The organism is uncultured Stenotrophomonas sp., from assembly GCF_945952405.1.
Lineage (GTDB): Bacteria > Pseudomonadota > Gammaproteobacteria > Xanthomonadales > Xanthomonadaceae > Stenotrophomonas.
In genome coordinates this window covers 1-11836 of the sequence record NZ_CAMFIA010000016.1, presented here as the reverse complement: position 1 = coordinate 11836, position 11836 = coordinate 1, and the positions used below count along the sequence as shown (strand labels likewise).

Annotated in this window: 13 protein-coding genes and 2 tRNA genes; 10 read left to right on the top strand and 5 right to left on the bottom strand. The window is 67.4% G+C overall.

The annotated features are described in order from the left end of the window. Positions 1-2 precede the first annotated feature (2 nt). Entirely contained in the window at positions 3-488 is a 486-nt protein-coding gene (gene folK / locus Q0P60_RS15285; RefSeq protein ID WP_294995262.1) for a 2-amino-4-hydroxy-6-hydroxymethyldihydropteridine diphosphokinase, read from the bottom strand. Between the two features lie 3 nt (positions 489-491). Beyond that, positions 492-1877, bottom strand: a complete 1386-nt coding sequence (pcnB, locus tag Q0P60_RS15280; protein ID WP_294995259.1) for a polynucleotide adenylyltransferase PcnB — start codon at positions 1875-1877, stop codon at positions 492-494. Positions 1878-1923: 46 nt separating this feature from the next. On the opposite strand from pcnB, the gene Q0P60_RS15275 reads away from it, so the two are divergent. Beyond that, positions 1924-1998 (top strand) — tRNA-Glu (locus tag Q0P60_RS15275). A gap of 291 nt (positions 1999-2289) precedes the next feature. Here Q0P60_RS15275 and Q0P60_RS15270 read toward each other — a convergent pair. Further along, positions 2290-3714: a sugar porter family MFS transporter gene (locus Q0P60_RS15270; RefSeq protein ID WP_294995255.1), complete on the bottom strand. Its 1425-nt coding sequence runs from the start codon at positions 3712-3714 to the stop codon at positions 2290-2292. A gap of 203 nt (positions 3715-3917) precedes the next feature. On the opposite strand from Q0P60_RS15270, the gene fdxA reads away from it, so the two are divergent. After that, positions 3918-4241 carry a ferredoxin FdxA gene (fdxA, locus tag Q0P60_RS15265; protein ID WP_005409054.1) on the top strand — a complete coding sequence of 108 codons (324 nt, stop codon included), beginning with the start codon at positions 3918-3920 and terminating at the stop codon, positions 4239-4241. Between the two features lie 111 nt (positions 4242-4352). Here fdxA and Q0P60_RS15260 read toward each other — a convergent pair whose 3' ends face one another. Together Q0P60_RS15260 and dapA are read right to left on the bottom strand one after the other, a co-directional pair. Next, on the bottom strand, positions 4353-4868 hold the full coding sequence (locus Q0P60_RS15260) for a hypothetical protein (RefSeq protein ID WP_294995250.1): 516 nt from the start codon (positions 4866-4868) through the stop codon (positions 4353-4355). A 32-nt stretch (positions 4869-4900) separates the two neighbouring features. After that, a complete protein-coding gene (dapA, locus tag Q0P60_RS15255; RefSeq protein ID WP_294995247.1) occupies positions 4901-5794 on the bottom strand; it encodes a 4-hydroxy-tetrahydrodipicolinate synthase in 894 nt (297 codons plus the stop codon). A 164-nt stretch (positions 5795-5958) separates the two neighbouring features. Here dapA and Q0P60_RS15250 point away from each other — a divergent pair, with 164 nt between their 5' ends. The 8 genes from Q0P60_RS15250 (at position 5959) to Q0P60_RS15215 (ending at position 11711) form a co-directional block, all read left to right on the top strand. Continuing rightward, the gene (locus Q0P60_RS15250; protein ID WP_005409051.1) at positions 5959-6519 is read left to right on the top strand and encodes a glycine cleavage system protein R; all 561 of its coding nucleotides are present in this window, start codon (positions 5959-5961) and stop codon (positions 6517-6519) included. A 121-nt stretch (positions 6520-6640) separates the two neighbouring features. Next, a complete protein-coding gene (locus Q0P60_RS15245) occupies positions 6641-7120 on the top strand; it encodes a peroxiredoxin (protein ID WP_294995242.1) in 480 nt (159 codons plus the stop codon). Positions 7121-7201: 81 nt separating this feature from the next. Beyond that, positions 7202-8602, top strand: coding sequence for a PhoH family protein (locus Q0P60_RS15240; protein ID WP_294995239.1), 1401 nt, complete (start codon positions 7202-7204; stop codon positions 8600-8602). Continuing rightward, positions 8599-9105, top strand: a complete 507-nt coding sequence (locus tag Q0P60_RS15235) for a hypothetical protein (protein ID WP_294995236.1) — start codon at positions 8599-8601, stop codon at positions 9103-9105. Before Q0P60_RS15240 ends, Q0P60_RS15235 begins: the two co-directional genes overlap by 4 nt. A 12-nt stretch (positions 9106-9117) precedes the next feature. Next, positions 9118-9786, top strand: coding sequence for a YoaK family protein (locus Q0P60_RS15230; RefSeq protein ID WP_294995233.1), 669 nt, complete (start codon positions 9118-9120; stop codon positions 9784-9786). Between the two features lie 119 nt (positions 9787-9905). Further along, the gene (gene thiD, locus Q0P60_RS15225; RefSeq protein WP_294995230.1) at positions 9906-10715 is read left to right on the top strand and encodes a bifunctional hydroxymethylpyrimidine kinase/phosphomethylpyrimidine kinase; all 810 of its coding nucleotides are present in this window, start codon (positions 9906-9908) and stop codon (positions 10713-10715) included. Next, on the top strand, positions 10712-11644 hold the full coding sequence (locus tag Q0P60_RS15220) for an alpha/beta fold hydrolase (protein ID WP_294995227.1): 933 nt from the start codon (positions 10712-10714) through the stop codon (positions 11642-11644). Before thiD ends, Q0P60_RS15220 begins: the two co-directional genes overlap by 4 nt. After that, positions 11635-11711, top strand: a tRNA-Arg gene (locus Q0P60_RS15215). Before Q0P60_RS15220 ends, Q0P60_RS15215 begins: the two co-directional genes overlap by 10 nt. Positions 11712-11836: the final 125 nt, after the last annotated feature.

Sequence of the window (11836 nt, the reverse complement as noted above, 5' to 3'; positions counted from 1 at the left end):
TATCACCCTATCGGCGCGATCCCGCAGGCATCCACCCGCATCACTGCATCCCGCACGCAGCCATGGCCGGGAATGGCCAGATCCGGCGCGATTTCGGCCAGCGGCACCAACACGAACGCACGCTCGTGCATGTACGGGTGCGGCACCTGCAGGCCAGGCTGGTCAAGCACCTGCTCGCCGTACAGCAGCAGATCGAGATCCAGCGCGCGCGGCCCCCAGTGCACCGCGGGGTCGCGCACGCGGCCAAAGCGCTGTTCCAGCGCCAGCATCGCCTGCAGCAGCGCAGCGGCCGGCAGACCGGTTTCGACCGCCACCACGGCATTGACGAATGGCGGCTGGTCCTGGTTGCCCCAGGCCGGCGTTGCGTACAGGCGCGAGGCCTGCTGCAGGCGGGTGCCGGGCAACCCGTCCAGCGCGGCCATCGCCGCGCCGACGGTCGCGGCCGCGTCGCCAAGGTTGGCGCCGAGGCCGATCCAGGCAAGGGTCATCGCTTACTCGCCCGCTGCACCGGCCGGGGCACCCGGACGACGGCGGCGACGGCGGCGCTTGCGCGGCGCCCCGCTCTGGTCATCGGCGTCTTCGCTGTGCATCGCATCCAGCGACGATTCCAGCTCGCGGCCGGACTGCGCCTGCGCCTCGCGCCAGAACACGACGTCAGCCTCATGCTCGGCCGAGGCCACCTGGCGCAGGCTGAGGAAGTCGAACGCGGCGCGGAAGCGCGGATGGGTCAGGGTGCGGAACACGCGCTTGCGCTGGCGCGAACCGAAGCGCGACTGCAGCAGCCAGATCTCCTGCATCGGCAGCGAGAAGCGGCGCGGCAGCGCGATGGTGCTGAGCTGCTGCACGGTGACGCGGTCGGCAGCGCGACGCTGTGCCTCTTCCGGTGCGACGCCCTGCTTGAGCAGGGTCGCCTGCGCGCGGCAGAACGCCGGCCACAGCAGCAGCGCGAACAGGAACGCCGGCGAGACCGGCTCGTCGTTGGCCACGCGTGCATCGGTATTGGCCAGGCCTTCGACCAGCATGCGGCGCAGCGCGCCGGTGCGATTGGCCTTCAGTGCCTTGGCGCTTTCCGGGAACAGCACGTCGAGCAGGCCGTAGCGCTCCAGGCCCTCGAAGCTGGCCACGCCGTGACCGGACAGGAACAGCTTGAGCACTTCCTCGAACAGGCGCGCCGGTGCGGCCTCGTTGAGCAGGCCGGCCAGCTGCGGAATCGGTGCCGCGGTGCCTTCTTCGATCTGGAAACCGAGCTTGGCCGCCAGGCGCACCGCGCGCAGCATGCGCACCGGGTCTTCGCGGTAGCGCTGTTCGGGGTCGCCGATCAGCTTCATCAGCCGCGCCTGCACGTCTTCGAAGCCGCCGGTGTAGTCGCGCACCGAGAAGTCCTCAATGGCGTAGTACAGGGCGTTGCAGGTGAAGTCGCGGCGGACGGCGTCGTCCTCGATGGTGCCGTACACGTTGTCGCGCACGAGCATGCCGTTTTCCATCTCGCGGTCGCCGCTGCCGTCATCGCTGTTGGCACGGAAGGTGGCGACTTCGATGATCTCGCGGCCGAACACAACGTGGGCCAGGCGGAATCGGCGGCCGATCAGGCGGCAGTTGCGGAACAGCTGCTTGACCTGTTCGGGCGTGGCATCGGTGGCCACGTCGAAATCCTTGGGTTGGCCATTGACCAGCAGGTCGCGCACCGCGCCGCCGACAAGGTAGGCGCCGAAGCCGGCATCGCGCAGGCGATAAAGCACGCGCAGGGCGTTCGGGCTGATGTCCTTGCGGGAGATCGTGTGCTGGTCGCGCGGAATGACGCGCAGGCTGAACGGTGATGTAGCAGGGGAAATGATGTTGGCGCTTCCGGTTGAAGTTTCGGGATTGCCCAATGGCATCGAGGTGCATATACTAGCGCTCCTGCCTCGGCAGCGACACAGTTACGCTCCCTTCGTCTAGTGGTTAGGACGTGGCCCTCTCAAGGCTAAAACAGGGGTTCGAGTCCCCTAGGGAGCGCCAGTCGCCGCAGCAGGAACCGAAAAAGCCCGCCTTGTGCGGGCTTTTCTGTTTTCCGGGAGTGTGATGGCTTCGGTCGGCCTGGTCGCTTTGGCACCTCCCTGCAATCGGCTTGAGCCGGTGGGGTCACCCAGGGCAGGACGCGCCGTGAACCCATCCATGGGGGCTCGATGGCGCCATCCCTGGCGCCATCGAGCACCATGGATGGGCTTTTGCGTGTCCTGGAGAGGGCGGCCTGCCCCCTCAAACTCGGGACAACCAGGCGCCAACGGAATGCAACCGAAGCCAGCCCCGTCAGCCTTCCATCTGCTCCAGCTCCTTGCCCTTGGTCTCGCGCACGTAGCGCACCACGAACAGGATCGAGAGGATCGCCGCCACCGTATAGATGCCGTAGGCCCCGGCCAGGCCGATCCCGGCCAGCAGCATCGGGAAGGTCACGGTGATCGCGAAGTTCGAGGTCCACTGTGCCGCGCCGGCCACCGCCAGCGCCGGGCCACGGATCTGGTTCGGGAACATCTCGCCCAGCATCACCCACATCACCGGGCCCCAGGACATGTTGAAGAACACGACGTAGGCATTGGCCGCCACCAGCGCCAGCCGTCCCATACCATCGGACAGCTGCAGGCGGCCGCCGGCCAGGCTGCCGCTGGCGAAGGCCACCACCATCAGCACCAGTGCCACCGACATGCCGACCGAACCGATCCACAGCAGCGGCCGGCGGCCAATGCGATCGATCAGCAGCACCGTCAGCAGGCAGGCGCCGATGCTCAGCGCACCGGACAGCACATTGATCAGCAGTGCGTCGCTCTCCGAGAAGCCCACCGCCTGCCACAGCACCGCGCCGTAGTAGAACACCACGTTGATGCCGACCAGCTGCTGGAACATGGCCAGGCCGATGCCCACCCAGAGGATCGGGCGCAGCCTGCCGGTGGCCTTGTCGAGCAGATCGGCAAAACGCGGCTTGTGCTGGTCCTGGGCCAGGCTGGCCTCGATCTCGGCCTGCTTGGTCGCGGCTGCCTGCGCGCCATACAGGCGCGACAGCACGGCCCCGGCTTGCGCCCGTCGCCCTTTCAGGACCAGGAACCGCGGGCTTTCCGGAATCACCAGCAACAGCAGCAGGAACAACCCGGACGGCAACGCCTGCATCCAGAACATCCAGCGCCAGGCCTCATGCCCCAGCCACAGCGGCTCGGTCGAGGCGCCGGCGGCGCGGGCCAGCAGGTAGTTGCTGAGGAACGCGGCGAACAGCCCGCAGATGATCGCCATCTGCTGCACCGTGGCCAGGCGGCCGCGATAGCGCGCCGAGGCCACCTCAGCGATGTAGGCCGGCGACATCACGCTGGCCGCACCCACTGCGAAGCCACCGAGCACGCGCGCGGCGATGAACAGCCAGGAGGCATGCGCGGCTCCGGCACCCAATGCAGAGACCAGGAACATCAGCGCGGAGACGATGAGTACGCCGCGCCGCCCCAGCCGATCGCCGAGCCATCCCGCCAGGAACGCGCCGATCGCACAGCCCAGCAGCATCGAGGCCACTTCGAAGCCCAACGCCGCCTCGCTCGAGTTGAAGGCCTGGCGCAGGCCTTCGACCGTGCCATTGATGACGCCACTGTCGAAGCCGAACAGGAACCCGCCAAGCGTGGCGACGCAACTGATCAGGACGATGAACGCAGTGTTCTCACCGCCGTGGGAGGCGGCGCCGGGCTGGGCTTGGGACATGGACGATCCTGCTGGGAAGGGAATCCGGCCACCGCGGGCGGCCGGCTGTCGCGCAGCGTCGCACAGGCCCTGCCGTACCGCCAATGGGCGGCGATGGCCGCCCCGGCAGAGCCTGCCAGACGCCCGTTTTGCCGGCCGCGCCGACAGCAGGGGTCAACCTGTTCTAGAATTGGCAGGTTCAGGAATCGATCCACCCCCAGCCCATGCCCTTTGTCGTCACCGAAAACTGCATCAAGTGCAAACACACCGATTGCGTGGAAGTGTGCCCCGTGGATTGCTTCCACGAAGGCCCGAACTTCCTGGTGATCGACCCGGATGAGTGCATTGACTGCACGCTCTGCGAGCCGGAGTGCCCGGTCAACGCGATCTTCCCGGAGGACGACGTTCCCGCCGGCCAGGAAGGCTTCGTCGCCCTCAACGCCGAGCTGGCGAAGGAATGGCCGGTGCTGACCGTGCGCAAGGATCCGCCCGCCGACGCCGGCGAATGGGACGGCAAGCCGGACAAGCTGAAGCTGCTGGAGCGCTGAGGCGCCAGCGGCAGTGAACAGAAAAGGGCGCCCTGGGCGCCCTTTTCCGTTCTGGTCCCAGCCAAAGCGCCGACCAAGGTCAGCGCTACCTCGGCCGGTGCGGACCGGTACTTACTGGGCCAGCTTCGCCTTCAGCGCAGCGATCAGCTTCACCGGCGCGGCAGCGGTGGCCGGCAGGCCACGCGGGTCGACCGCGGAGATGTAGGCGCCGGCATCGACAGCGACCACGCGGACCAGGAAGTTGCTGCCTTCGTAGGCCACGTCGTACGAGCCCAGCAGCTGCGCGCGGCTGGCGATGGTCACGCCCTCCACGCCTTCCAGCGCGGTGCCGACCTTGGCGAAGGCTTCGTCCTTGCCACCGGCAATGGTGAAACCGGTATTGCCGACAGCCGGAGCCGCCGCCGCCGGAGCCGCCGGCTTGGTGGCCGAGACCAGCGCCGGCACCTTGTTGTCACCGGTGGTGGCCGGCAGGTTCAGGTCCGGCGGCACTTCCAGCGGACGCATCTCCGGCGCCAGGGCGTAATCGCCCTTGACGCCACGCTTGAAGCAACCAGTGGTACCGGCAGCGACAGCCACGGCAAGCAGGGCGTAGGACAGCACGCGGACGGTGGAAACGGATTGACGCATGTGAATCTCCTGGGTCAGACCAAGACGGAAGGTCAGTGGCTGGAAAGGGCTTCGAGGGCGGCGATGTCGCCGGCAAGGTGGTCGGCCGCCGGTGCGTGCAATGCCGACAGCGGCAGCAGCGGCAGGCGAAGGTCGTGGCCGACGCCGATGCGGCGCAGCAGCGCCTTGACCGGAATCGGGTTCGGCTCGACACCGCAGAAGTCATGGAACGGCTGCAGGCGCGCATTCCAGGACGCGGTGGCTTCGTGGTCGTGGGCCGCCGCCAGCTCGCACATCCGGCGGTAGGCGCCGGGCAGCACGTTGGAACCGACCGAGATCAGGCCATCGACGCCGGCCTGGATCGAACGTGCCGCGGTGCCGTCGTCGCCGCTGAGCACGGCGAACTGCGGGGTGTGCAGCGTCATCAGCGCCTGCACCCGGCCGATGTCACCCACCGCCTCCTTGATGCCGACGATGTTGGGGTGTCCCGCCAGGGCCGCCACGGTTTCCGGCAGCATGTCGCAGCCGGTGCGGCCAGGTACGTTGTACAGCACGATCGGCAGCCCGCCCAGGTCGGCAACCGCGCGGTAATGCGCGATCAGGCCGGACTGGGTCGGCCGCACGTACGGCGGCGTGACCACCAGCGCATGGCTGGCACCGAGCGCGGCGGCGCGGCGGGTCTGTTCGATGGTTTTGGCCGTTCCCGACAGGCCGGTACCGGCGATGACCGGGATGCGGCCGCCGATGCGCTCGACCGCGCTGGCCAGCAGCAGGTCGTACTCGGCATCGGTGAGGGTGGCTGCCTCGCCGGTCGAGCCGGCTACGACAACGCCATGGACGCCACCTTCCAGTTGCAGATGCAGCAGGCGCTGCCAACCGTCGGGATCGAGGGCGCCGTCGGCCCGGAACGGGGTCGCCAGCGCGGTGATGAGGCCGGAAAGGGACAAGGACGTGCTGCTCTTGGCTGGAAAGGGAAAACGCCCGCCACGAAAGGCCGGGGGCGACCTGAATGTTACTTGCGGCGCGAAAGCACGGGCAAGTATGCTGGACACCGGTGGATCCCCGCCTCTGGCGGGCATTCAGACTAACGCATGCATTACCCGGAATCGCCTTGACCGACACCACCCCGCGCCCCGCGCCGAGCGAAAACCACCTCCTGATCAACGCCTATACGACGCATCCGGAGTCCCCCCTGCTGTCCGTCACCCGCCGCATCGCCGACAGCGGCTGCAATCTGGTGGACGCACGCCTGGCCACGGTCGGCCGCGATGTCTCGGTCACCGCCCTGGCCACCGGCTCCTGGGACTCGGTGGCCAAGCTGGAGGCGATGCTGACCCGGCTGGAGCGCGAGGAAGGCCTGAAGCTGGTCTGGTACCGCACCGCCGCCAAGCAGGCGCAGTCCAACCTGCTGCCGTACATCGTCGAAGTGATCGCCGCCGACAAGCCGGGCATCCTGTTCCAGCTGGCCGATTTCTTCGACCGCCAGGGCATCACCATCGAGAACCTGCAGAGCACGCGCTACCGCGCCATGCAGACCGGTGCGGAAATGTTCAGCGCACAGGTCACCATCGGCGTGCCGGCCAACATGCACATCGCCGCGCTGCGCGACGATTTCCTTGAATTCTGCGACCACCTGAACCTGGACGCGATCATGGACCCGATGAAGTTCTGATTTTTCGCGCGCCTCTCACGGGCGCGTGGCGTTTCATGTAGTTGTAGCATCCGACGTGTTCGATGCTGTCATCGCCCAGCTTGCTCGGCGAACGTTCTACCAGGCTCGACAGAAGGACCTCATGAACAACGGCGATACCCTGGACAGCACCACCCTTTCCCTGCCGCTGGCCCTGTCCGGTGGCGACCAGGCCACCCTCGGCGATTACGCCGGCCACTGGCTGGTGCTGTACTTCTACCCCAAGGACAGTACCCCCGGCTGCACCACCGAAGGCATCGACTTCAATGCGCTGCTGCCGAAGTTCAGGAAAGCCGGCGCGGTCGTGCTCGGCGTCTCGCGCGACTCGGTGAAGTCGCACGACAATTTCTGTGCCAAGCAGGGCTTCGCGTTTCCGCTGGTCAGCGATGGCGACGAAGCGCTGTGCAGCGCCTTCGACGTGATCAAGATGAAGAACATGTACGGCAAGCAGGTACGTGGCATCGAGCGCAGCACCTTCCTGATTTCTCCCGACAGCCGCATCGTGCAGTCCTGGCGCAAGGTCAAGGTCGCCGGCCATGCCGATGCCGTGCTTGCCGAACTGAAGGCCGCCCAATCCAAGTGAGTCCCATCGCCCACTTTGTCCGCCACCACCCTGCCCTGCAGGTCGTGGTGGTTTTTCCCTGTCCGTAACCAGGAACCGACGATGACCCGAGGCAAGCGCATCTACGTGCTGGATACCAACGTGCTGATGCACGATCCCACCGCGCTGTTCAAATTCGAGGAGCACGACGTCTACCTGCCCATGCAGGTGATCGAGGAGCTGGACAACGGCAAGAAGGGCACCTCCGAAGCGAGCCGCAACGCCCGTCAGGTGAGCCGCTTCCTCAATGAGCTGGTGCAGGCCTCCGGCCTGGACAACCTGGCCGACGGCATTCCGCTGCAGCGGCCGCAGGGCCTGCAGCTGCGCGGCAAGCACAGTGCCGGCAAGCTGCGCTTCCAGACCAGCCACTTCGACGCTGGCAAGAGCTTTGGCAAGGTGATCCCGGACAACGCCATCCTCGGCGCGATCCTGGCCCTGAAGGAAGAGACCCCGGACCTGCCGGTGGTGTTCGTTTCCAAGGACATCAACCTGCGGATCAAGGCCGCGATCGCCGGCATCGTGTCCGAGGACTACGAGAACGACCGTGCGCTGGACGATTTCAGCCTGCTCTACACCGGCGCCACCGAGCTGCCGGAAGACTTCTGGAAGCGCCACGGCGAAGACCTGCGCAGCTGGAGCGACAAGGGCCGCACCCATTACGAAATCCAGGCCCAGGACGGCGAGGAGTGGTATCCGAACCAGTACGTCTACCTGCCCGGCGAAGACGAAGTCGAACTGCGCGTCAGCCGTGTGGTCGGCGATGGCAAGGTGGTGCTGTCGCTGGTTGATGACTTCCGCCACGGCAGCCATGCCGTGTGGGGCATCAGCGCACGCAACCGCGAGCAGAACTTCGCGCTCAACGCCCTGATGGATCCGGAGATCGACTTCGTCACCCTGCTCGGCACCGCCGGCACCGGCAAGACCCTGCTGGCGCTGGCCGCCGGCCTGGCGCAGACGATGGACCAGCAGCGCTACCGCGAGATCATCATGACCCGCGCCACGGTCAGCGTCGGCGAGGACATCGGCTTCCTGCCCGGCACCGAGGAGGAGAAGATGACGCCGTGGATGGGCGCGCTGACCGACAACCTGGAAGTGCTCACGCACAACCAGGAAGGCGGCACCTGGGGCCGCCAGGCCACCAACGACCTGCTCGCCAGCCGCATCAAGATCCGCTCGATGAACTTCATGCGCGGCCGCACCTTCCTGTCGCGCTACCTGATCCTGGACGAGGCGCAGAACCTCACCCCGAAGCAGATGAAGACGCTGATCACCCGTGCCGGCCCCGGCACCAAGATCGTCTGCCTGGGCAACGTCGAGCAGATCGACACCCCGTACCTGACCGAGACCACCTCGGGCCTGACCTACGCGGTGGATCGCTTCAAGAACTGGCCGCATAGTGCGCACATCACCCTGCGCCGTGGCGAGCGTTCGCGCCTGGCCGATTACGCTTCGGAGGTGTTGTGAACCGCTGCACCCGCCTGCTGCTGCCCACGGCTGCGATCGCCCTCGCAGCCACCCTGGGCGCCTGCACCACCACGCGCGGCCCGGCCAGCGTGCCGACCGCCGAGCGCACCGGGCAGTCCTGGGTGGTCACCCGCCCGATCATCGCCGCGCAGGTGCTCGACACCTGCTCGCGCGCCAGCCCCGGCCGCGAGGCCGGGCGGGTCAGCGGCTACTGGGCTCCCAGCCGGCAGCAGGTGGACCAGCTGGAAGCGCAGCTGCCCGCGCTGCAGGCGCAGGTGCCCAAGGTGCTGGACTTCGATCGCCAGTACGTCGGCATCGAAAGCGCCGGCAAGCGGCTGATCTACATCAACGCGTTCCAGCTGCCCGACGACAGCGGCATCAATCCGGCCCGCGAGGCGATCCGGGTCTGCGATGGGGGCGAACAGTTCTGGGGCGCCGTGTTCGATCCGGCCAGCAACACGTTCAGCGAGCTGCAGTTCAACGGCGGCCTCGACGGGCCCTGAGCGGCACCGCCGATGGGAATTCGCCTGCCCACCTGGGTGTGGATCGGTGCGGTCGCGCTCTCCTGCGTGGCCGGCATGGTCAACGTGGTCGGCTTCCTGGGGTTCGAACACCAGGCAGTCAGCCACATGACCGGCAGCACCAGCCAGCTGGGCATGGCCCTGGCCCAGGGCGACTGGCGTGCGGTCGGCCACCTGTGGGGCCTGCTGATCGCGTTCTCGCTGGGTGCGATGCTCAGCGGCCTGCTGATCCAGGACAGCGCACTGCAGCTGGGACGCCGCTACGGCGTGGCACTGGCCCTGGAATCGGCGCTGCTGCTGGTGGCCATCCCGCTGTTTGAACGCCACCAGATCTGGGGCGCGCTGGCCGCCGCGATGGCCTGCGGCCTGCAGAACGCGATGACCACCACCTTCAGCGGCGCGGTGGTGCGCACCACCCACCTCAGCGGCATGTTCACCGATCTTGGCATCGGCCTCGGCCACCTGTTGCGCGGCCTGCCGCTGCAGGTCCGCCGGTTGACCCTGAGCGGCCTGATCATCAGCGGCTTCCTTGGCGGCGGCATCATTGGCGCCTGGCTGTTCGTGCACTGGCAGTACGACGCCCTGCTCGCCCCTGCCCTGCTCACCGGCCTGACCGGCCTGGGCTACGTGCTGTACCAGCAGTGGGCGCGCTGGCGGCATTGAACCGCTCGCCCCTGGGGTCAGATCCCTCTCCTGCGGGGAGGGATCTGACCCCGTCTACCACTGTGGCGACCACCCGGTTGGCACTGTTCCCTCACAGGTCACCACGGCACAATCGCTGGATGAGCCCGACCACTCCCGTATCCGCCCTCACCATCGCCGGCTCCGACTCCGGCGGCGGTGCCGGCGTTCCCGCCGACCTGAAGGCCTTCGCCGCACACCGCGTGCATGGGCTCGCCGTGTTCGCCGCGCTGACCGCACAGAACACCCGTGGCGTCACCGCCGTGCACGTACCGCCGATCGCATTCCTGCAGGCCCAGATCGACGCCTGTTTCGATGACTTCGACATCCATGCGGTGAAGCTCGGCATGCTGGCCAACGCCGAGGTGATCCATGCCGTCGCCGATGCGCTGGAGAAGCATCGTCCGCCGCACGTGGTGCTGGACCCGGTGATGGTGGCCACCAGCGGCGCGCGCCTGCTGGAAGAAAGCGCGCTGAAGGCCATGCGCGAGCGCCTGCTGCCGCTGGCAACACTGGTCACCCCGAACACGCCGGAGGCGGAACTGCTGATCGGTCGCCGCATCGGCAATGGCGATGATGCCGAAGAGGCCGCGTCCACCCTGCTCGAGCTGGGCGCCGGTGCCGTGCTGCTCAAGGGCGGCCACCTGCAGGAAGGCAATCGGGTAATCGACCGCTACTTCGACGGCGTCAGCAGCGAAGCGTTCATCCACGCCCGGCTGCCGCTGGATGCACATGGCACCGGCTGCACGCTGGCTTCGGCCATCGCTGCGCAGCTGTGCAATGGCCTGAGCCTGGCCAATGCCTGCGAGGCCGGCATCGACTACGTCGCACGTGGCCTGCAGCGCGGCTATGCGCCCGGCCGCAGCGACGTGCGGGTGCTCGACCACTTCGGCGCAGCGCCGCACGCATGAGCCTGACCACGCACGTCCTCGCCGTGCAGTGCAGCGATGGTCATCGCTACGAGGTGATCGCCTGCGTCCCCGCGCAGCCGATCGCCCGCCTGTTGTGGCTGCCGGCACTGGGCGTGGCCGCACGCCATTACCTGCCGCTGGCACAGGCGCTGGCGGCGAAAGGCGTAGCGGTCTACCTGCATGAGTGGCGCGGCAACGGCAGCAGCTCGCTGCGCCCGTCACGCAGCCAGGACTGGGGCTATCGCGAAGTGCTCGAGCAGGATCTGCCGGCCAGCCAGGCCGTCCTTGCCGCGGCCGCCGCCGACGACGAAGCCGGTGCGCGGCCCTGGATCATCGGCGGCCACAGCCTTGGCGGGCAGCTGGCCTGCGTGCATGCCGGCCGCAACCCGCAGCGCTTCAAACGGCTGTGGCTGGCCGCCAGCGGCTCGCCGTTCTGGCGCGGCTTTCCACCACCACGCGGCTGGCTGCTGCCCCTGGTCTATCGCTTCCTGCCGTGGATCGCGCAACGCCAGGGCGTACTGCATGGCCGTCGCCTCGGCTTCGGTGGAACCGAAGCGCGCGGACTGATCGCCGACTGGGCGCGCGTCGGCCTGAACAACCATTACGCCGCCGCTGGCATGGATGAGGATCTCGATGCACAGATGGCGCGCGTGCAGGGCAGCGCGCAGGCGGTGCTGATGGAACACGACTGGCTGGCACCGATCGGGTCGATGCGCACGCTGCTGGCGAAACTGCCGAATGTGGCCGCACAGCTGCGTGTGCTTTCCGCGCAGGAACTGGGCACGCGCGCTGATCATTTCGCCTGGCTGAAGGCGCCGGATGCCGTGGCTGACAGCTTTTTCATTCAGTTGGATGAAAATTTTCACAAAACTGTTGACGGTGCGCGCCGACATCCGCATAATTCCGCTCCTGTCGCAGGGCGCCCGTAGCTCAGTTGGATAGAGTACCTGGCTACGAACCAGGCGGTCGGGAGTTCGAATCTCTCCGGGCGCACCACTCGACAGGCTTTCAGCATCCGCCGCTGAAAGATGTAATAGAATGTGGCAACAAATTGATTGTGTACCGCGCGCCCGTAGCTCAGTTGGATAGAGTACCTGGCTACGAACCAGGCGGTCGGGAGT